Annotated in this window: 32 protein-coding genes; all 32 read right to left on the reverse strand. The window is 45.5% G+C overall.

Annotated features, from left to right (window positions below; all coding sequences use genetic code 11):
- Positions 1-200 precede the first annotated feature (200 nt).
- The 32 genes from prfA to rplC all read right to left on the reverse strand — a co-directional run bounded on the left by prfA (position 201) and on the right by rplC (position 19,309).
- On the reverse strand, positions 201-1,313 hold the full coding sequence (gene prfA / locus F6J90_RS03330) for a peptide chain release factor 1 (RefSeq protein WP_293091094.1): 1,113 nt from the start codon (positions 1,311-1,313) through the stop codon (positions 201-203).
- Positions 1,314-1,533: 220 nt separating this feature from the next.
- Entirely contained in the window at positions 1,534-1,782 is a 249-nt protein-coding gene (rpmE, locus tag F6J90_RS03335; RefSeq protein WP_071102172.1) for a 50S ribosomal protein L31, read from the reverse strand.
- Positions 1,783-1,868: 86 nt separating this feature from the next.
- On the reverse strand, positions 1,869-2,045 hold the full coding sequence (locus F6J90_RS03340; protein ID WP_293091095.1) for a hypothetical protein: 177 nt from the start codon (positions 2,043-2,045) through the stop codon (positions 1,869-1,871).
- Between the two features lie 172 nt (positions 2,046-2,217).
- On the reverse strand, positions 2,218-2,631 hold the full coding sequence (gene rpsI, locus F6J90_RS03345; RefSeq protein WP_008191157.1) for a 30S ribosomal protein S9: 414 nt from the start codon (positions 2,629-2,631) through the stop codon (positions 2,218-2,220).
- A 5-nt stretch (positions 2,632-2,636) separates the two neighbouring features.
- On the reverse strand, positions 2,637-3,086 hold the full coding sequence (gene rplM / locus F6J90_RS03350; RefSeq protein ID WP_293091096.1) for a 50S ribosomal protein L13: 450 nt from the start codon (positions 3,084-3,086) through the stop codon (positions 2,637-2,639).
- A gap of 203 nt (positions 3,087-3,289) precedes the next feature.
- Positions 3,290-4,123, reverse strand: coding sequence for a tRNA pseudouridine(38-40) synthase TruA (gene truA / locus F6J90_RS03355; RefSeq protein ID WP_293091842.1), 834 nt, complete (start codon positions 4,121-4,123; stop codon positions 3,290-3,292).
- A gap of 61 nt (positions 4,124-4,184) precedes the next feature.
- Positions 4,185-4,535 carry a 50S ribosomal protein L17 gene (rplQ, locus tag F6J90_RS03360; protein WP_008191162.1) on the reverse strand — a complete coding sequence of 117 codons (351 nt, stop codon included), beginning with the start codon at positions 4,533-4,535 and terminating at the stop codon, positions 4,185-4,187.
- A 103-nt stretch (positions 4,536-4,638) separates the two neighbouring features.
- Positions 4,639-5,583 (reverse strand): DNA-directed RNA polymerase subunit alpha, encoded by a 945-nt coding sequence (locus tag F6J90_RS03365; RefSeq protein ID WP_008191164.1) that lies wholly within the window; start codon positions 5,581-5,583, stop codon positions 4,639-4,641.
- Between the two features lie 143 nt (positions 5,584-5,726).
- Positions 5,727-6,119 carry a 30S ribosomal protein S11 gene (gene rpsK / locus F6J90_RS03370; RefSeq protein WP_008191167.1) on the reverse strand — a complete coding sequence of 131 codons (393 nt, stop codon included), beginning with the start codon at positions 6,117-6,119 and terminating at the stop codon, positions 5,727-5,729.
- Positions 6,120-6,291: 172 nt separating this feature from the next.
- Positions 6,292-6,675 carry a 30S ribosomal protein S13 gene (gene rpsM, locus F6J90_RS03375; protein ID WP_008191169.1) on the reverse strand — a complete coding sequence of 128 codons (384 nt, stop codon included), beginning with the start codon at positions 6,673-6,675 and terminating at the stop codon, positions 6,292-6,294.
- A 71-nt stretch (positions 6,676-6,746) separates the two neighbouring features.
- Positions 6,747-6,860 carry a 50S ribosomal protein L36 gene (rpmJ, locus tag F6J90_RS03380; protein ID WP_071986986.1) on the reverse strand — a complete coding sequence of 38 codons (114 nt, stop codon included), beginning with the start codon at positions 6,858-6,860 and terminating at the stop codon, positions 6,747-6,749.
- A gap of 102 nt (positions 6,861-6,962) precedes the next feature.
- Positions 6,963-7,187: a translation initiation factor IF-1 gene (gene infA, locus F6J90_RS03385; RefSeq protein ID WP_008191178.1), complete on the reverse strand. Its 225-nt coding sequence runs from the start codon at positions 7,185-7,187 to the stop codon at positions 6,963-6,965.
- Positions 7,188-7,506: 319 nt separating this feature from the next.
- Positions 7,507-8,070, reverse strand: coding sequence for an adenylate kinase (locus F6J90_RS03390; RefSeq protein WP_293091097.1), 564 nt, complete (start codon positions 8,068-8,070; stop codon positions 7,507-7,509).
- A 124-nt stretch (positions 8,071-8,194) separates the two neighbouring features.
- Positions 8,195-9,535 (reverse strand): preprotein translocase subunit SecY, encoded by a 1,341-nt coding sequence (gene secY / locus F6J90_RS03395; protein WP_293091098.1) that lies wholly within the window; start codon positions 9,533-9,535, stop codon positions 8,195-8,197.
- A 44-nt stretch (positions 9,536-9,579) separates the two neighbouring features.
- Entirely contained in the window at positions 9,580-10,029 is a 450-nt protein-coding gene (gene rplO / locus F6J90_RS03400) for a 50S ribosomal protein L15 (protein ID WP_070390675.1), read from the reverse strand.
- A 102-nt stretch (positions 10,030-10,131) separates the two neighbouring features.
- The gene (gene rpsE / locus F6J90_RS03405; RefSeq protein WP_070390676.1) at positions 10,132-10,653 is read right to left on the reverse strand and encodes a 30S ribosomal protein S5; all 522 of its coding nucleotides are present in this window, start codon (positions 10,651-10,653) and stop codon (positions 10,132-10,134) included.
- 115 nt (positions 10,654-10,768) lie between these two features.
- Positions 10,769-11,131 carry a 50S ribosomal protein L18 gene (gene rplR, locus F6J90_RS03410; protein WP_008191189.1) on the reverse strand — a complete coding sequence of 121 codons (363 nt, stop codon included), beginning with the start codon at positions 11,129-11,131 and terminating at the stop codon, positions 10,769-10,771.
- A gap of 3 nt (positions 11,132-11,134) precedes the next feature.
- On the reverse strand, positions 11,135-11,674 hold the full coding sequence (gene rplF, locus F6J90_RS03415; RefSeq protein WP_293020891.1) for a 50S ribosomal protein L6: 540 nt from the start codon (positions 11,672-11,674) through the stop codon (positions 11,135-11,137).
- Between the two features lie 271 nt (positions 11,675-11,945).
- Complete coding sequence (gene rpsH, locus F6J90_RS03420; RefSeq protein ID WP_293020892.1) at positions 11,946-12,347, reverse strand: 30S ribosomal protein S8; 402 nt, start codon at positions 12,345-12,347, stop codon at positions 11,946-11,948.
- A 23-nt stretch (positions 12,348-12,370) separates the two neighbouring features.
- Positions 12,371-12,916: a 50S ribosomal protein L5 gene (gene rplE / locus F6J90_RS03425; RefSeq protein ID WP_293020893.1), complete on the reverse strand. Its 546-nt coding sequence runs from the start codon at positions 12,914-12,916 to the stop codon at positions 12,371-12,373.
- 152 nt (positions 12,917-13,068) lie between these two features.
- A complete protein-coding gene (gene rplX, locus F6J90_RS03430; RefSeq protein ID WP_293082547.1) occupies positions 13,069-13,431 on the reverse strand; it encodes a 50S ribosomal protein L24 in 363 nt (120 codons plus the stop codon).
- Positions 13,431-13,799: a 50S ribosomal protein L14 gene (gene rplN, locus F6J90_RS03435; protein WP_070390681.1), complete on the reverse strand. Its 369-nt coding sequence runs from the start codon at positions 13,797-13,799 to the stop codon at positions 13,431-13,433. Before rplN ends, rplX begins: the two co-directional genes overlap by 1 nt.
- A gap of 151 nt (positions 13,800-13,950) precedes the next feature.
- Positions 13,951-14,199, reverse strand: a complete 249-nt coding sequence (gene rpsQ, locus F6J90_RS03440) for a 30S ribosomal protein S17 (RefSeq protein WP_071102179.1) — start codon at positions 14,197-14,199, stop codon at positions 13,951-13,953.
- A gap of 8 nt (positions 14,200-14,207) precedes the next feature.
- Entirely contained in the window at positions 14,208-14,492 is a 285-nt protein-coding gene (gene rpmC, locus F6J90_RS03445; protein WP_070390683.1) for a 50S ribosomal protein L29, read from the reverse strand.
- 3 nt (positions 14,493-14,495) lie between these two features.
- Entirely contained in the window at positions 14,496-14,915 is a 420-nt protein-coding gene (gene rplP, locus F6J90_RS03450; protein WP_293091099.1) for a 50S ribosomal protein L16, read from the reverse strand.
- Between the two features lie 85 nt (positions 14,916-15,000).
- Positions 15,001-15,726, reverse strand: a complete 726-nt coding sequence (gene rpsC, locus F6J90_RS03455) for a 30S ribosomal protein S3 (RefSeq protein ID WP_293091100.1) — start codon at positions 15,724-15,726, stop codon at positions 15,001-15,003.
- A gap of 76 nt (positions 15,727-15,802) precedes the next feature.
- Positions 15,803-16,162: a 50S ribosomal protein L22 gene (gene rplV, locus F6J90_RS03460; protein WP_071102182.1), complete on the reverse strand. Its 360-nt coding sequence runs from the start codon at positions 16,160-16,162 to the stop codon at positions 15,803-15,805.
- A gap of 50 nt (positions 16,163-16,212) precedes the next feature.
- Complete coding sequence (gene rpsS, locus F6J90_RS03465) at positions 16,213-16,488, reverse strand: 30S ribosomal protein S19 (protein WP_071102183.1); 276 nt, start codon at positions 16,486-16,488, stop codon at positions 16,213-16,215.
- 111 nt (positions 16,489-16,599) lie between these two features.
- Positions 16,600-17,463, reverse strand: a complete 864-nt coding sequence (gene rplB / locus F6J90_RS03470) for a 50S ribosomal protein L2 (RefSeq protein WP_071102184.1) — start codon at positions 17,461-17,463, stop codon at positions 16,600-16,602.
- 136 nt (positions 17,464-17,599) lie between these two features.
- Positions 17,600-17,902 carry a 50S ribosomal protein L23 gene (locus F6J90_RS03475; protein WP_071102185.1) on the reverse strand — a complete coding sequence of 101 codons (303 nt, stop codon included), beginning with the start codon at positions 17,900-17,902 and terminating at the stop codon, positions 17,600-17,602.
- Complete coding sequence (rplD, locus tag F6J90_RS03480) at positions 17,895-18,527, reverse strand: 50S ribosomal protein L4 (RefSeq protein ID WP_293091101.1); 633 nt, start codon at positions 18,525-18,527, stop codon at positions 17,895-17,897. Before rplD ends, F6J90_RS03475 begins: the two co-directional genes overlap by 8 nt.
- A 146-nt stretch (positions 18,528-18,673) precedes the next feature.
- Positions 18,674-19,309 (reverse strand): 50S ribosomal protein L3, encoded by a 636-nt coding sequence (rplC, locus tag F6J90_RS03485; protein ID WP_293091843.1) that lies wholly within the window; start codon positions 19,307-19,309, stop codon positions 18,674-18,676.
- Positions 19,310-19,739 lie beyond the last annotated feature (430 nt).

Genomic DNA, 19,739 nt, shown 5'->3' on the forward strand with positions numbered 1-19,739 from the left:
AATTAGACTAAACCCAAGATCAGGTAAGGCTTTTAGGTAAGCGCGATTGACCTGCATGTCACGCTAAAAGCGATTGGCCGTAGGCCACGCTAAAAGCGAACGCACTTTTTCTAAGAAATGCGGCTAATACCGCAATCAATTCCATCAGAAGCCCACGCTCAAAACGTAGTGCTAGCCTGGGAGCGTCACCTAACTTGGTATCAATTTAACGATTGACCGTTGGATGTAGAAGATGCCAATTTTTCCAATTGCTCCTGCTGGTCTTGGCTAATGCAAGATTGAATCAATCCCTCCAAGTCCCCCTCCAGCAAAGGAGCGAGGGAATAATTTTGACCCAGTCGGTGATCGGTAACCCGATTATCTTTGTAGTTGTAGGTGCGAATTTTCTCAGAACGAGCCCCTGTACCAACTTGGGAACGCCTCATCGAGGTCACCGCTTCCTGTTGTTCCTGTAACTTGATCTCGTACAGCTTAGCCCGGAGAATTTGCATGGCTCGCTCTCGGTTTTGCAGCTGAGATCGTTCTTCTGTGCAGAAAATGCGAATTCCTGTAGGCTTGTGGTACAAATCAACTGCCGTTTCCACTTTGTTTACGTTCTGACCACCAGCACCACCAGAACGGGCTGTAGAAATTTCGATCTCCTTGGGGTCAATATCCACATCCACCTCATCAACTTCCGGCATCACGGCTACCGTTGCTGTTGAGGTGTGAACTCTACCGCCAGCTTCAGTAACAGGTACTCGTTGCACTCGATGAACCCCAGCTTCAAACTTCAGCTTGCTATAAACTTGGTCTCCCTGAATTTCTAATATCGCCTCTTTGAACCCTCCCATATCCGCCAGAGACTCACTCAATAACTTTACTCGCCAGTTTTGACTTTCGGAATAGCGTGAATACATCCGTACCAAGTCCCCTGCCCAGATACTTGCTTCATCGCCACCAGTTCCTGCCCGAATCTCCAGCATGATATTCTTTTCATCATTCGGGTCTTTGGGCAAAAGTAATATTTTAAGTTCTCTTTCTAGATGCTCTAGCTTGGTCTGGAGTTCCTCAACTTCCAGAGCTGCCATTTCTTGCAATTCTGGCTCACCAGCCGATTCTTTAAGGATTTGCCTTGCTCCTGCCAAATCCTCTTGGGTTTTCTTCCAGTTGTCGTAGGTACCAACAACTTCTTCTAGGGAGGAACGAGCTTTTGCCACTCGTTGCAACTCATTGGGGTCAGTGGCGATATCTGGATCAGCCAGACGCCTTGTTAATTCATGGTAGGTTTGCTCAACAGAGTTTAGTTTTTCCAGCAGGTAGGTTTCAGCCATGGTTTATGCGATCGCTCTCTTGAAATAGCTTCAGACGTTAGGAAGGATGAAGTATAAAGTTATGAATTATGAAGTGGGAAGTATTCAGTGGGAGGTTTAACTCCTAACTGTTTATCAAGTTTTTAGTCAACCTTAAGTTAGCCATCGCTAAACCCATTTCATCCTTCATTCCTCCTGGTTTATCTTTTATCCTTCATCCTTCACCCTTGAACGTTAGTAGCTATTTCTTTGTCCCATCAGAGCTAGCTGTAGTTTCTCCACCATCGAGCATCCCATATTTCCGCATAAAGCGTTCAACTCGCCCTTCCGTATCAATAATTTTCTGGGTTCCTGTGTAGAATGGATGATTACCAGACCAAACATCTACGTGAATTTCTGGCTGAGTTGAGCCAACGGTCATCACAACTTCCCCGTTGCAATAGACTTTGGCTTCTGGGTACCATTCTGGGTGAATACCTGGTTTTGGCATAGTTCCTCCTTTGCTTCCGATTTTACTATATATTTAGCTAATTTTCCATTGCTAATTGTTAAATTCTGGTAAGCATATGCGCTACCTCAAGCGCGTCGTTCGCACAGCGTGGCCATTCGCGTAGCGTGGCCAAAGGCCAAGGCCAAAGCCTGTGCCACGCACGCTACTTGAGTTGCTATCAGCACCTCAGCAGTCAGCTTTTCAATCCAGTCAAACTTAGGCATTTGGCGAACTATGGCCAATACATGAGCTATTGTGGACAAACCTCAATCAGCTAATTTATTAGCTTATTTATTGTTGCTTTTAGCTAAAAGTTTATTAGGAATGACTGATAGCTGATCGCCAAGGGCTTCATGCTTACAAATTGTTAATTACCATTTTGAATTTTAAACTAGCCATTAGCCATTACCCTTTACTGATAAGAAGCTCGATAATTTATCGCTTCGAGTATTGGGGGGCTTTCCGAGCTTTTTTCAAGCCATATTTCTTGCGCTCTTTTGACCGTGGGTCACGAGTCAAGTAGCCTTCTATTTTAAGAGGTTGGCGGTTTTCTGGGTCTAGTTCACACAAGGCTCTAGCCACCCCTAGACGCACAGCATCAGATTGTCCTGTTAAACCACCACCGTGGGCATTGACTAGGATATCGTACTCATTTTCCAAACCTAAGGTTTCCAAAGGTGCTTTCAGGCTGGCTAGGTACATGGGGTTAAAGTTAAAGTAAGCGTCCCCTGGACGTTTATTAACAATCAACTGACCGCTACCGGGAACCAAACGCACTCTAGCAACTGATGACTTACGACGACCAGTCCCCCAGTAAACAGCGCGACCTGCTTGTTCTTCTGCTTGCATTGATTTTAGCCTCCTGGAATTGTTTTAATAGTTAGTTCTTGGGGTTGTTGTGCTTGATGGGGATGGCTATTTCCAGTGTAAACTTTCAGCTTCTTGAAAAGTTGGCGACCCAGAGAGTTTTTAGGTAGCATACCCTTGACAGCTTTCTCGATAATTCTTTCCGGTATACGTGCTTGCAATTGGGCAAAGGTTTCTGTCTTCATACCCCCAGGACGACCGGAATGGCGGCGGTATAGTTTTTGGTCCCGTTTTCTGCCAGTTACCATAACTTTTTCGGCATTGACAACAATCACGAAGTCACCAGTATCCATGTGGGGAGTGTAAGTAGGTTTGTTTTTCCCCCGCAGAATGATGGCTATTTCACTGGCTAGTCGTCCTAGACGCTGGTTGGTGGCGTCTACAACGTACCACTTTTTTTCGATTGAGTCTTTAGTTGGGATGTGGGTTTTTTCCATCGGTTCAATCAATATCAGGTTTACGGTTGGTTTTAAAGATTGTTCGCGTAGGGTGGCCTATTGGCCAAGCTTCACAGGTTGTTCTTGCCCAGAGAGCCCTTGTCGGTTAGGTTGACAGCCTAAAACGTTTACTATTGACAGATTAAAGGTTTAATGTTATATACCTGTAAAACTAACCTTAAACATAGTTACCCCTGTAACCTTCAACCGGTCAATTGAGGTAGTATAAATTTGGGTTGGGTATCATACCATATTTCTGGGGGGAAGGGGCATTCTGGGTAGCCAACCCGTAGCAAGCACAAGCCTTTGGGTGGGGAAGCGTATTTCACCTTGTCCCGCTGTTGGTTAACCCAGATGTCAGTAAACTGTTCTGGGGTTAGCTTCCCTATTCCCACTTGTACTAGCATTCCTACCAACAGACGCACCATACCATATAGAAATCCGTTAGCTTGGATTTCTATATGAATAAATGGTCCGTTGCGGTAACATTCGGCTGCTTGCACATTTACCCAGGAATGCGATCGCCCCGAGTTGCTTCGGTGAAAGGCTGCCAAGTGATGCTTACCCAGAAGTGGTTTTAAGGCTGCCTGGATCAGGGATTCATCAAGGGGAGCTTGATAATAGTGCCAACAAAAGGGTTGCACAAACAAGTTAGGGCAGGCGTCGGTATAGATTGTGTATCGATAACGACGCCAGATGGCACTAAACCGAGCATGCCAGTCTGGTGATACTAATGCTGATGCTCGGACTAAGATATCCTCTGGCAGTCTACTATTGAGTAAGGCGGCCCAGCGATGGGCTGGTATGGGACCTGTGGCATTAAAATGAGCGACTTGGGCAGCAGCGTGAACCCCTGTATCAGTACGACCAGCACCATATAGGGTTATGGCTCGCTGTTGCACGGTGGAGAGAACTGTTTCGATTTCCGACTGAACACTGCGATGCTGGGGTTGTCGCTGCCAGCCATAAAAGTTATTACCCAGGTATTGAATAACCAGGGCAATTCGCTGGATAGCTTTAGCATCCTTGGCAGACATCATGGATTAACGATTAACAATTGACATTTTTAATGGTTAATTGCTTTAATAGTTAATTTCCTCAGACTAGTTCAATAATAGATATTTCAGCATTATCACCACGACGCCGCACCGTGCGCAGAATTCGGGTATATCCGCCGTTGCGATCGCCATATCGCGCTTTCACCTCAGCAAATAGGGAGTGAACTAACTTTTTGTCGTAGAGATAGGCAATTGCCCTACGTCGGGATGCCAAGGAGCCATCCTTGGCCAGGGTAATCATTCGCTCCACCTCCGAACGAATGGCTTTTGCCCGAGCTTTAGTGGTAGTGATTCGACCATGACGCAGTAATTCAGTGGTCAGGGATCTCATCAGAGCCCGACGTTGATCTGCTGGCTTGCCCAGTTTTGGCACACGACGCCCGTGACGCATTTTTTAGCTTCCTCCTTTTTTTTGAACAAAATTTGCCTTTATTCCTAGGGTTTAGACTAGCTACTTGCGTGCTTCTCCAGTCCCTTAAGTTTAATTGTTGTGGTTAAGTCTTAGCGGATTTTTCGTGGGGCAGTGTAATTCCTAGACGTCGTTGCAGAGCTTCAATCACTTCTTCAGCCGACTTTTGACCAAAGTTTTTGATTTCTAGGAGGTCTTCCTGACTATAATCGAGCAAATCGGATACAGAATTTATCTGTGCTCGTTTCAGGCAGTTGTAAGCCCGAACCGAGAGTTGCAATTCTTCGATCGGGATTTGGCTGGTCGGATCGTCATCATCACCATAGTCATCTTTAATAGATTCGAGATTAATATCCTTGAGAGGATTGAACAGATCCACCAGGGTACCAGCCGCTTGAGATAGAGCTTCTTGGGGAGTTATACTACCATTGGTCCAGACCTCTAAAGTTAAGCGATCCTTTTCCAGAGCACCATCAATGCGAGTATTCTCAACGCTGTAATTTACTTTAGTCACCGGCATGAACACAGAGTCAATCTGGAGGAAATCTACCGCTGTTGATTCATCATGCCCCCGTTCCACAGAGCGATATCCTGTACCTTTTTCGATGCGGAACTCCATTTCCAGCTTAGCCCCTTCTGCTAAGGTAGCAACATACTGACCTGGAGCAATAATTTCCACCTCCGAGGGCAAATCAAACTGAGCAGCTCTCACAGTGGATGGCCCAGTAATCATGACTCGACCTATCTGAGGTTGAGAGGTGTAGCTTTTGAGGACAACTTCCTTCATATTCAGCATAATTTCCAGGACATCCTCTCTGACTCCCTCAATTGTGGCAAACTCATTGTTTACTCCAGCAATCCGGACAGCGGTCACTGCTGCCCCTTCTAGGTTGGACAGCAAAACTCGTCTGAGGGCGTTGCCAACCGTTGTGCCTTGACCACGTTCGAGAGGCTCTAGGACAAATCTGCTATACTGACTTTGGTTCTTCAGTGTTTTGGATTCTACACACTCAATCTGAAACTGCGCCACAGAGTGACCTCCCTCTATTCATAAGACCCCTTTAACCGAATACAGGTTGAAGGGATAGTAAGCCAAAGGGTAAGGAGTTCCTTATGAACCTCCTCCTTTCAAGCTACTTTCCTTTCAACCTAACGGTCGCAAAAAATATACTCTTATACTCGACGCCGTTTGGGTGGACGGCAGCCGTTATGAGGAATTGGAGTTACATCCCTGATTAGGGTGATTTCCAGTCCGGCTCCTTGCAGGGCCCGAATAGCGGTTTCTCGACCTGCTCCTGGTCCACTCACCATCACTTCCACCTGACGCATACCTTGGTCTATGGCTCGTCGGGCAGCACTGTCAGCAGCGGTCTGAGCAGCGAAGGGAGTTCCTTTTTTTGCCCCCTTAAATCCACTAGAGCCAGCTGAAGCCCAAGAGACTACATCCCCTTTGGTGTCAGAAATGGTAACGATAGTATTATTGAACGTAGACTGGATGTATGCTATTCCATTGGGTACATTGCGTTTCTGCTTTTTTGTACCACCTTTTTTAGTTGGTCGCGCCATGTCACTTGACTTTACTCTATAGGTGATTGATTATCTTGGGGTTGAGTAACCTGAACAATTTTGTCGAAAGTCTTTTCTCGAAAGTGACTAACAGAAGGTCTCCTGGCAGTTACTTTTGATGAATGACCAATGACAACAAAGCTGTGGTGGATAGTTGGGCTGACTAGAGCTATTACTTCTTAGCCGGTGCTTTTTTCTTTCCAGCGATAGTCACTCGTCTACCGCGACGGGTACGGGCATTAGTGCGGGTTCGCTGTCCTCTCACGGGCAGTCCCATGCGATGACGACGTCCGCGATAGGTACCAATATCTACTAGGCGCTTGATGTTCATTGACTGCCAGCGCCTTAAATCCCCTTCCACCTGATAATTTTTTTCGACAGCTGCTCTGAGGGCAGCCACCTCAGCATCGGTCAAATCCTTAACCCTCGTATCTGGGTTAACTCCTGTTGCTGCTAAAATGTCTTTAGACCGCGACAGACCGATTCCATAAATGTAGGTCAGACCTATTTCTACACGTTTATCGCGAGGTAGGTCTACACTGGCAATCCGAGCCACGCTTGGTTCTCCCTTGACTGAAGTTTTGTGCTACAAATTAAATGTATGGATTAAGTGTATGGATTTGAGATTTATCCCTGACGCTGTTTGTGCTTGGGATTGGGGCAAATTACCATAACTCGACCGTGGCGTCGAATTACGCGGCACTTCTCACACATTTTTCGGACAGATGGTCTAACTTTCATGTCTTTTTTTTTTGCACAGAATGCAGTTGGTTATTATATCTTTTTTTTTGTTGACTTGTCAAATTTAACTTATTTTTAATAAAACAGAAGTCGCTGCTAGTTTTACTTCTTACGCAGGCGGTAGGTAATCCTACCCTTGGTTAAATCGTAGGGGGTTAGTTCAACTTTGACCCGGTCTCCAGGCAGAATTTTGATGTAATTCCGACGGATTTTACCGGAAATATGAGCTAGGACATTAAAGCCATTGTCCAAGTCAACCCGGAACATGGCATTCGGCAGGGATTCGGTCACCGTGCCTTCCATTTCAATTAAGTCTTGTTTAGCCAAAGTGTTTTAACCTCAATACAACTATCCCCCTAGGTTCTAAATTTTGATTATTTAATTCAGGGAGTCTTAACATATTTTATCAAATCCCAAATTATACCAACTAAATGACTTTGCCACCAAATTTGGAGTAGCGGGGTGAGGGAAGCATTTTTCCCGTGGGCTAGCTCAAGGCATAGGTGACACCGGTCGAACCATTAAACCATTAGTCTAAGTATTAAGCTAATGGTATTAGGTAGCTACAAGAGGGTCAGATGATAGCTTCCATGGCGCAGGCAGGGGGGTTTCCGACTGTCTGCTGAACCGGCTTAGCCTCAAACCATTAGCCTAGAACCTGTTTAATCGACTCTGTGACTTCCTCTAAGGAGAGATCACCATTAATAGATTTTAAAGCTGAGTGTTCTCGGTAAAACTCCACCAAAGGAGCTGTTTGATGGTTATAGACCTCAAGACGTGTGCGGATAGTTTCCTCATTATCATCTGTACGTCCCTCCTTACGGCCCCTTTCCAATAGTCTGTCGATCAAAACCTGATCTGGAACTTCCAGGTTGATGGCACCATCCAAAGTTTGGTCAAGCTCCTGCAACAGGTCATTCAAGAAATGGGCTTGGCTGACGTTACGGGGAAAACCGTCTAATATCCAACCCTTTTGAGCATCGGGTTGATTTAGGCGATCGCGGATCAGATCTATGAGCAACTCGTCAGGCACCAATTCTCCTTTATCCATATAGGACTGAGCTTTTTGACCCAGGAGGGTTTGAGCACTTACAGCCCCTCGCAAAATTTCCCCGGTTGAAATGTGAGGAATCCCTAGTTGTTCAGCCACAATTTTGGCTTGAGTTCCTTTACCTGCTCCTGGAGGTCCTAAAAAGATTAATCTTTTCATGTGTCATGTGTCATGGGTGATGTGTCAGTTGGTTTTTGTCCTAGGCAATGAACAAAAACCAACTGACCCGAAAATTTGAGGCTCATCCACCGAAAAAAGCTGCTGCTTCCAAAGCCCAATCATTTTACTGCTTGACCATACCTTCGTAACGCTGGGAAATCACGTAGGTTTGAATTTGCTTGGCTGTATCGATGGCAACCCCGACCAAAATCAGCAAAGATGTGGCACCTAATCCCCTAAATGTGGTTACACCAGTGGCGCTTTCGACTGCAGTTGGTACTACAGCTACCAGTCCTAGGAAAATTGCTCCTAATAAGGTCAGTCGGTTCAAAACTCTCTCTATATATTCACTCGTAGCCCTTCCTGGTCGAATACCAGGGATACTTGCCCCCATTTTCTTCAAATTCTGGGACATATCTACTGGGTTGATAATCAGGGAGGCGTAGAAGTAGCTAAAGAACAAAATCAACACTAAATAGACAGCAACATAGACCCAAGGAGTTTGACCATTGGGGTTGAGATAATTGGCAATCTGAATTAGGACTTGATTGATTGGGCCTAACAATCCATTGCTATTTTCGCCACTAGTTATGCCAGCTAGAGATGTCGGTAGGATTAAGACGGCTGAAGCAAAGATAATTGGCATCACGCCACCTTGGTTTAGCCTTAGGGGCAAATAATTTTTCCGCTCCCGGTAAAGGCGCTTACCAACTTGACGTCTGGCAGTAATAATCGGAATGCGTCGGCTGCCTTCTTGCACAAAGACAATACCGACAATCATGACTAGGAAAACTAACAGCAGCACAATTACCTTACCCACCGTTTCTCTACCACCGGTCTGAGCCAGTTCAATGGTTTGACCCAAGGTGCGGGGCAAAACAGCAACAATATTGACAAAAATCAACAGTGAAGCTCCGTTACCAATGCCTCGTTCGGTAATTAACTCTGATAGCCACATCACGAACATAGAGCCAGCCGTGAGGGCAAGGACAGTTTCAAACACGAAGAATGCGCCTGGTTCAACAGCAAAGCGCTGTGCCCACAAGGATAAGCCAATACTTTGAATCACAGACCAGCCTAGGGCAACATAACGGGTAATCTGACCGATTTTTCGACGCCCTGCTTCACCTTCATTTTTCTGCAAATTTTCTAAAGCAGGAATTGCTGCGGTTAGCAGTTGTAGGATAATCGAAGCATTAATATAAGGCAAAATTCCCAAGGCAAAAATCCCTAGGGCGGAAAAACCACCACCAGAGAAAAAGTCTAAAAGACCGACAAACGGGCTATTCTGCAGTTCTGCTGAAAATCTGGCTCGATCAATTCCTGGTACAGGAAGAAAGACACCCAAGCGGGCTAAAATTAACAAACCAACGGTAACAAGCAGCCGACCTCTAAGGCCAGCCGCTTGAGCCATTTGCATAAACGTCTCTTGAGCAGTTGGGGCTTTGTCTCGACTGACTGTCATTTAAGGTACCTCTTGAAGATACAGGAGCATAAGGGCTAAAGGGGTTACTTAGCTATAACTTCCCAGCTGCCACCAGCCGCCTCGATTTTTTGGCGGGCACCACTTGTAAAGGCAGCAGCTTTTATATTGAGTGGCACATTCAGCTCCCCATCACCGAGTAGTTTCAATGGACCATCATTGGTGGTGACTAAACCTGTCTCCAACAATGATTCCAAAGTTACCTCAGTATTGGCGGGAAGTGATGCCAACTTACCTACGTTGATTGTAGTGTAATGTTTGGGGTTAATGACCGTAAAGTGTTTTAACTTGGGTATACGGCGATATAAGGGCATCTGACCCCCTTCAAAACCAGGTCTTGTCCCTCGACCTGAACGGGATTTTTGACCACGCATTCCAAAACCGCAGCTAGCCCCTTGACCAGCAGCAATGCCACGACCTACACGGCGTCGGCGCTTTTTGGAGCCTTGTTTGGGGACTGCATCATTGATTCTCATCGTTTTTTGTAAGGATAAAAATGTTTTTTTTTGATTGACGGCTGACGCTAAACCGTCAACCTTGAGCATATTACTTTTATTTCTACCTACCTGGTTTTTAATTTATGCATAGATTTGTTCAAGGGGAATGTCCCGTTCTTGAGCCACCTCTGAAAATGTGCGCAGGGAATCAAGAGAGTTGATTGCTGCTCTAGCATTATTGAGGGGGTTATTGGAACCAAGCTGTTTAGCTAAGACATTTTTAACTCCAGCTAACTCAAGTACTGTACGGACAGCACCACCAGCAATCACCCCAGTTCCGGGAGCAGCAGGTCGCATGATCACTTTGGCTCCCACCGCCCTACCTCTAGAGGGGTGAGGAATGGAATTAGTTTTGGTTAAGGGTACATCAATGAGTTGCTTTTTGGCATCAGCAACTCCTTTACGGACAGCACCAATTACATCACTGGCTTTGCCTACACCAACTCCCACTTGACCTTTTTCATTCCCTACAACTACGATGGCGCGGAAGCTCAATTTTTTGCCCCCTTTGACCACCTTACTAACGCGGCGGATTTGGATAACCCGCTCTTGCCAATTACTTTCTTTTTCTTTAGAGCGGTTGCTTTTTCTCCGATTTGCCATAGTTCGCTATAGATTAAATCATGAATGATAGTAAGTAATCAAAGATTAGCTAATTTATCGCTGCTAATTCTTAACTAATTGCAATTGTCAGTTTTCAATTTTTAATTAGCATTTACTAAAAATCTAGCCCTGCTTCACGAGCAGCTTCTGCTAAAGCTTTGACACGACCATGATATAGGTAGCCCCCACGGTCAAAGACCACTTTCTTGAGACCTTTTTCTAGTGCTCGCTGGGCCACCAACTGACCCACTTTAGCTGAGGCTTCACAAGTGGCTCCAGATTTGAGTTCAGATCTCAGAGCTGGTTCTAACGTTGAAGCTGCCACTATGGTATGTTGCTGATTGTCATCGATAACTTGCACATAAATGTGCTCATTAGAGCGAAATACAGCTAATCTTGGGCGTTCAGCAGTACCACTGACTTTCCGGCGTACCCGCCTATGTCTGTGTCGTATAGATTCTTTTCGAGTAAGTTTCATAGTTTACTTCTTACCTGCTTTACCAGCTTTACGTCTGACTATTTCACCGGCATATCGAATGCCTTTACCTTTATAGACTTCTGGGGGTCGAACTGCACGAATTTTTGCAGCTGTGTTGCCTACAACTTCTTTGTTGATGCCACTGACAATCACGTTGGTGTTGTTTTCAACTTTGACTTCAATCCCCTCAGGAGGAACGATCTCCACTGGCTGGCTGTAACCAACGTTTAAAATTAGATTTCGACCTTTCACTTGAGCTCGATAACCGACTCCCTGAATATCCAAACGTTTTTCAAACCCTTTGGAGACTCCCTCAATCATGTTGGCAACGAGAGTGCGAGACAAACCATGACTTTCACGGGCGGTTCGGGTTTCTTCGCGCCGGGAAACCTGTACAGTTTCATCGACTTGCTCAGCTTTAATTGTATCTGGCAAAACCCACTCCAGTTCACCTTTGGAACCTTTGACCTTAACCTGTTGACCGTCTATTGTTACAGTAACTTTACTGGGAATTGGTATAGGGCGCTTGCCAATACGTGACATAAAATAATCCTCCTAACTAAAGAAGTATGAACTATGAAGTATGAAGTATGAAGTATGAAGTATGAACCATGTCATGAATTGGTTAATCAGCTAATCCGATCAATCCTAGGTTGTTATCGGACCGTTGGGTATACACTAAGCTGGTAATTGCTCTAACTAAGGCTCTAAGCTACAGGGGCTTTCAGCTGATAGCTGGCAAGCCTAGATTTTTAAGTAGCGCGTCAGCTGACGGCTCTTAGTATATCCTTCATCCTTCATGCTTCATCGTTGTTTACCATACGTAACACAGAACTTCACCACCAATTCCCCGACGCCTTGCTTCCCGGTCGGTCATGATGCCATTAGAAGTAGAGATAATAGCAATGCCAATCCCTCCTAAGACTCTTGGCAGTTCTTTACGGTTGGAGTAAACTCGCAATCCCGGTTTACTCACCCGCTTCAGGGCTCTGATAATTGGTTTGCGATTGTTGCCCTTGTATTTTAGGGAAACAACTAAGTATCTTTTGACCCCTTCGCCTGCTTCCTCAAAATCAGTAATAAAGCCTTCTTCTTTGAGTACTTGGGCAATCGCCCGGGTCATTTTAGTTGATTGTACATTTGTTGTTTGATGCCGAACCAAGCAGGCATTTCTAATGCGGGTCAGCATATCTGCAATTGTGTCGTTTGCCGGCATTGTTCCTTCCTATGATTACAGGCTTATTTCTCCCGGAAAGGCATTCCCATCTCTTTGAGTAAGGCGCGACCTTCTTCGTCAGTGTTGGCAGTGGTGACTATGGTAATATCCATACCACGAATCTGATCGATGCTGTCGTAGTCTACTTCTGGAAAAATGAGTTGCTCTCGCACCCCAAGAGTGTAGTTACCACGACCGTCAAAGCTTCTAGGGCTAAGACCCCGAAAGTCCCGAATTCTTGGTAGGGCTAAGTTAATTAGCCGCTCTAGAAAGGAGTACATACGCTCTGAACGGAGGGTAACCGTGACACCAACAGGCATTCCAGCACGGATTTTAAAACCCGCGATCGCTTGTTTTGCTCGTGTGACCACCGGTTTTTGACCGGTGATGATCGCAATTTCGCTTACCGACGATTCCAGAGCCTTGGCATTTTGAGATGCCTCTCCTAATCCTCGGTTAAGACTAACTTTGACTAATTTCGGTACTTGATGAATGTTTTTGTAACCGAATTGCTCTTTTAATTTGGGGACTATTGTTTCCTGGTATAGGATTTTTAACCCTTTTGTCATAGTTTTTTTCCTTTGATTTCCCTGGGCTTGGTCAGGGCAATTGTCATTAGTTATTAGTCATTGGTGCTCATTAGCCATTAGTAACTGCCAAGAGTAATTTTTTTGTTACTTTTTTGATTACTGAGGACTAAGGATTAAGGACTAGGGACTAATTAGTCAATAATCTCACCAGTTTTTTTGAGCATCCGCACCTTACGACCCTCATCGGTAAAGGTATAGCAGATGCGGCTGGCAATTTTTTCTTTATTCGAGTAAAGCATAACGTTGGAGCTATGGATTGGAGCTTCAAACGTAGCAATTTGACCTTTCTCACCTTCCTGTTGAGGCTTGACATGCTTAGTTTTGACGTTAACTCCTTTGACTACTACCTTGCTAATTTTGGGTAGCGTCCGCAAGATTTCTCCAATTTTGCCTTTATCTCGACCGGCAATCACTTGTACCGTGTCGCCCTTTTTAACGTGCATTTTGTAGCGTAATGGGGTATCTTTTTGTGCCTTCTTGCGTTTACTTGCCATCAGAGCACCTCCGGAGCAAGGGATATAATTTTTGTGAAGTTTTTCTCTCGCAGTTCCCGCGCTACAGGACCAAAAACCCGGGTACCTCTGGGATTGCCATCTGCGTTTATGATTACTGCTGCGTTGTCATCAAAGCGAATACTCATACCGCTTTCCCGACGTAGGCCCTTGCGGGTGCGCACAATCACAGCCCTAACTACATCTGACTTTTTGACCCCCATATTTGGAATGGCATCTTTGACCACACCAATAATTACATCACCCACACCACCGTAGCGCCGATTTCCAGCACCAATAACGCGGATGCACATTATTTTTCTGGCTCCACTGTTGTCAGCAACATTTAGGTAGCTCTCTTGTTGAATCATCAGTGTTCCTCCTCTAATAGAGTAATCAGTTATGAGTTAAACGAGTTATGAGTTAAATATTCCTAAGTTTCCAATTCCGAAAGGATTTTCTTCGGAGAGCTCACGCACATTGGTAGGTCGTGGAAAACCCACATCGACTAAGGTTAACTCGCTATTTTGAGGAACTACTGACGATTTCAGCAACCATCCAGCGTTTGGTACGACTCAGTGGTCGTGTTTCTCTAATCCGAACGCGATCGCCTTCTTTACATTTATTTTCCTCATCATGAGCTTTGTATCGCTTGGTACGCACAACAATTTTGCCGTACTTTGGGTGGGGAGACCTATTTTCAATAGCCACCACCACAGTTTTGTCCATTTTGTCGCTGACCACCAGGCCAACTCTCTCTTTTGCTGCCATAATCTTTCCTATTCGTCTGATTCTGATTGTGGGGTATCACTTTGTTCTGATTGTGGGGTATCACTTTGTGAGGTATCTGTTGATTCTTTTTGTTTAGCGAGTTGGCGTTCTCGTTCTACTGTCATTAGCTGAGCGATTCGGTGCTTAAGATGCTTAAACTGGTGAGGTTTTTCTAAGCGTTTGGTTGCCTTTTGCAGGCGCAAGTCAAACAACTGACGCTTAGCTGCTAAAATTTCCTGCTCTAGTTCGGCATCGCTCAGGCTTCTAGCATCTTCTATCTTGGGCAGAGCCATAGCTTATACCTTTTCCCCTTCACGAGAAATGAACTTCAATTTAATGGGAAATTTGTTAGCAGCCAGACGCATGGCTTCTCGAGCCACCTCTTCGCTTACCCCAGCGATTTCATAGATAATCCGACCGGGTTTAACTACTGCTACCCAAAACTCTGGGGAACCTTTTCCAGAACCCATACGAGTTTCTGCTGGACGCATGGTGACTGGTTTATCTGGGAAAATTCGAATCCAGATTTTGCCACCACGACGAACGTAGCGGGTCATTGCCCGACGACCTGCTTCGATTTGGCGGGAGGTAATCCAAGCTGGTTCTGTGGCTTGCAGGGCATAATCACCAAAGTTAATGGTACTGCCACGAGTGGCCATACCCTTCATTCTTCCCCGGTGCTGTTTGCGAAATTTTGTTCTTTTTGGACTTAACATAATTTGTTCTTTGTTAATTGAAAATCGAAAACTGAAAACTGACAATTAACAAGCAAGCAATTTTAAAATGACTAGTTACTAATGACTAGTCATTTGACCGGTCTTCAAACTGCTGGCGGCGTTTTGGCTGACGGCGACGAGGTTGAGCTGTATTAGGGGTAGGCTTTTCTTCTTGACCGGGAATCACTTCCCCTTTGAACACCCAAACTTTAATGCCCAAAATTCCATAAATGGTTTGAGCCGTTTTGTAGGAATAGTCAATATTTGCCCGGAGGGTATGGAGGGGAACTCGTCCTTCACGAGTCCACTCGGTTCGGGCAATTTCAGCTCCATTTAACCGACCACCTACCTGAACTTTAATGCCTTGGACATCAGCCCGCTGAGCCCGCTGAATTGCTTGACGAACCACTCGTCTGAAGGAAACTCGGCGCTCTAGCTGTTGGGCAATGTACTCTGCAATTAGGGTAGCATCTGCATCCACCCGCGATACTTCTACAACGTTGATGCGAATTTGACGACTGTTGTGCAGGGCTTTTTGCAGACCGACACGCAAAGACTCAATGCCACTGCCACCACGACCAACAACTACCCCAGGTCGAGCTGTATGAATTTCTAAATCAATCTGGTCAGCTTTGCGCTCAATCCGGATGTCGGAAATTCCAGCATTATTGAGGTTTTTCTCAACATATTGTCTGATTTGGTAGTCTTCCTGCAACAGAAGCGGATAACGCTTTGAGTCGGCAAACCAGCGAGAGCGATGCTCTTGCGTGATACCTAGCCGAAAACCAATTGGATGTATTTTCTGTCCCACTGTTCTTTTCTTTCCCTATTATCGAGCCATAGCGGTATTAGTGTTTGCCCTTGGTAATTCTCAATTAACTCACTAACTAATCATCTACTTCTGGAGAAACAGCCACTGTGATATGACAGGTTGGCTTGCGAATCTGATAAGCACGGCCTTGAGCCCTTGGTCGATATCGCTTCAAGCTTGGTCCCATATCCGCAAAAGCTTTAGTGATGTATAAGCTAGCCGGGTCAATACCTGAATTGTGTTCAGCATTGGCAACAGCGGAGCGTAGTACTTTCAATACTGGTTGGCAAGCCCGGTAGGGCATGAATTCCAGAATAATCAGAGCTTCCCGATAGGAACGCCCCCGAATTTGGTCAAGTACTCGCCTGACCTTACTTGGAGACATTCGAATGTAGCGTGCGATCGCTTTAGTTTCTGCTGTAGTGTCTATCGCCATCGTTCCATCATTTGCTTTCTTTATAGCTACTAACTACTGAACTAATCACTTTAACGACGGGCCTTACCATCCTTAACATGTCCCCGAAATGTTCGAGTCGGGGCAAATTCGCCCAGCTTATGACCTACCATCTGCTCATTGATAAAAACTGGTACATGTGTCCGCCCGTTATGAACGGCAATGGTGTGACCTACCATCTGCGGCACAATGGTTGAGGCTCTTGACCAGGTTTTAATCACCTGTTTTTGGCCTTTAGCATTCAAGGTTTCAATCTTAGTCAGAAGACTATCGGCTATAAAAGGACCTTTTTTTAATGAACGACCCATAATTCAACGCTCGTTAGTTTTTAGTTGTTAGTTGGTAGTTAATAGTTGCTAGTTTGTAGTTAGTAGTTGCTAGTTACAACGTTTAACCTGCTAACTTTAACATTCAACTCCTTAAGAATCGCGACCACCGCGCCCTCGCTTCGAGGATTTCCGCCTACGCCGGACAATTAAAGAACTACTTTGCTTTTTGACCTTACGAGTTTTGGCTCCCAAGGCTGGTTTACCCCAGGGGGTTACTGGACCACTTCTACCAATAGGAGCTCTACCCTCACCACCGCCATGGGGGTGATCTACCGGGTTCATTACACTGCCCCGTACTTGGGGACGACGGCCTCTATGTCGATTGCGACCAGCTTTACCTAAACTCAAGTTTCTGGCTTCAACATTACCGACCTGTCCAATAGTGGCGTAGCATTCTTTACGCAACATCCTGACTTCACTAGAGGGCAGCTTTAGGGTGACGTAGTCACCTTCTTTAGCTTGCACTTGAGCAGTTGCCCCGGCGGCACGAACAATCTGTGCTCCTCGCCCTGGGATCAGTTCAACGTTATGCACGTTGGTGCCTAAGGGAATATCCTTTAGGGGCAAGGCATTGCCTATTTCGATGGGAGAGTCAGGCCCAGATATGATGCTTGACCCGACTTCCAAACCCACAGGATGCAAGATATATCGCTTTTCCCCATCTTGATAGTAGAGCAGCGCAATCCTAGCATTCCGATTGGGGTCATACTCAATTGCTGCCACTTTTGCTGGAATATTGTGCTTATCCCGGCGGAAGTCAATTACCCTGTATAGACGCTTATGTCCGCCACCGCGATGGCGACAGGTAATAACACCGCGATTATTGCGACCTTTTTTACGATGCTTAGACTTGGTTAGGGATTTTTCTGGCTCACTCCGAGTAATCTCAGCGAAGTCTGAGACAGTACCCTGACGAGTGCCTGGGGTGTATGGTCTATAGCTACGGATGCCCATAACAAGTATTTTTTACTTAGTTTGTCTTGACTAGTTTGTCTTGACTAGTTTGTCTTGACTAGTTTGTCTTAACAATTGACAATCTACCAATTGGCAATTAATCAATTAACAATTAACAATTAGCAATTAGCCAGTTTTATACGTCTGGAAATAGAGTAATCGAATCTCCTGGAGCTAGGGTAACAATCGCCCGTTTGTACTGGGGTTTGTAACCTATAAATCTTCCCACTCGACGCTTTTTCCGTGGCGGACGTAGGGTATTTACTGCAACCACTTTTACTTCAAAAAGACTTTCAATTGCGGCTCTAATTTGTGGCTTCGTCGCTTTGATAATCACATCAAAGACATACTTGTTCTGCTCCATCAGTATGGTCGCCTTTTCAGTTACAATTGGGCGAATCACCAAATCAGCAAGGTCACGGGGGTTATACTCAGTCATTGTAAACCTCCTGAATTTTGGCAAGAGCGGTGTTAGTGGTCACGATTTTATCAGCGGCTAGGATATCATAGATATTCAAGTTGGCGGCATAAATCAACTTGACAGTTGCTAGGTTACGGACTGACAAATAAACCTTTTCTTCTGGCTGAGCTAGGATTAGGAGAACTTTTGACTCAGGCTCAATTCCCCACCGACCAATTGCTGCCACTACATCCTTTGTCTTGGGTCGTGGTAGTTGCTCAACAAATTCCTCTACCACAATCAAATCCTCTGCTCGACTCATAAACGCTGTTCTCAGAGCCAAGCGACGCTCTTTGCGGTTCATTTTCTGGCTATAGTCTCTGGGTTTCGGACCAAAGATCACACCACCACCACGCCATAGGGGTGAACGATTCGAACCAGCACGAGCACGACCGGTTCCCTTTTGTCGCCAAGGTTTGCGTCCTCCACCTCTAACTTCGGAACGAGTTTTTGTACAAGCATTGCCTTGACGAGCATTGGCCATTTGTCTAACCAGTGACCGGTGAACAATGTGGGCAGCGTTTTCTTCTTTGGCAACTCCCATCTGGAGTGTTGCCTGCCCTACTTCTTCCCCTTGCCAGTTTCGCACTGAACAATCTACCATTTGTTCTCTCCTTCTTAGGGACCAAGCATTTAGCAATTAGCTGTTAGCTTTTCAGCACTCAGGGGGTGCTATTAGTAAAAATAAACAGTATATATACATCAGGCTTACACCTAACGATGAGGGAGCTAATTGCTTTTTCGTTCTGACTAACGTCCGACTTTATTAGTGGGTGCAATGCTCAAGAGTGTCCCTGGTTTACCGGGAACTGCACCTTTAATCAGCAGCAAATTGCGCTCTGCATCTATCTTGACTACCTCAAGTTTGCGAATTGTCACCTTGGTACCGCCGTAACGACCAGCCATTTTCTTACCTGGATAGGTACGACCAGGGGTTGTCCCTGCTCCAGTGGAACCTGGGAGGCGGTGGTTTTTGGAACCATGAGCCATCGGTCCTCGCCTGAAGTTGTGACGTTTCTGATAACCGGCAAACCCGCGACCAATGCTTTTACCGCTGACATCGATAATTTGACCAATACTGAACATATCGGTATTGACTGGCTGACCCAGTTCAAAATTACTGGTATCATCCACGCGGTACTCACGTAGGTGGCGTAAGGGTGGGGCGCTGGACTTAGCCAAGTGTCCTATTTCAGGCTTAGTAATTGCCTTTGGCTTGACTTGGTCATAACCAATTTGAATGGCATTGTAGCCATCTGTCTGGTTGGTTTTTATTTGGGTCACAGTACATGGCCCAGCTTTGACGACGGTTACAGGAATCGCTCTTCCTTCATCATCGAACACTTGGGTCATACCGAGTTTGGTACCGAGGATACCGACAGACACTGGTTTCTCCTTTGTAGACATTGCAGCAGTCTGGCAGCAGGGATATTCAAGAACCTGAATTCCCTTTGTGCCACAAACCTGGTCATTATAAACCTGGTCACTATTTATAGTGGATAAACCTCTCCTCAAAAAATAAGCAGAGAGCCCACTTTTATCTAGCTCGGCATGATGGTCGAGCTAGATTCTCGTTCAATTGCGTTTACTGGTCAGAAAAGGCTATTAAACTCGCCTGACTTCGCTGGGACTTAAGTTGTTAATCACTCAGTATCCCTTGATCCACGAAAGTGTAAGCACTTATTGACCCAAAGTAGACCCAAGAACTGATTGGAGTTGTTTAAACCTAACTGTCTTTGACCTACTTTAGCCCTGATGCCAAAACAAACACATGATATGCTGTGTATATTGTCTTGCCTCGAACCTACTTCTCAGC

Source organism: Moorena sp. SIOASIH, assembly GCF_010671925.1.
GTDB lineage: Bacteria > Cyanobacteriota > Cyanobacteriia > Cyanobacteriales > Coleofasciculaceae > Moorena.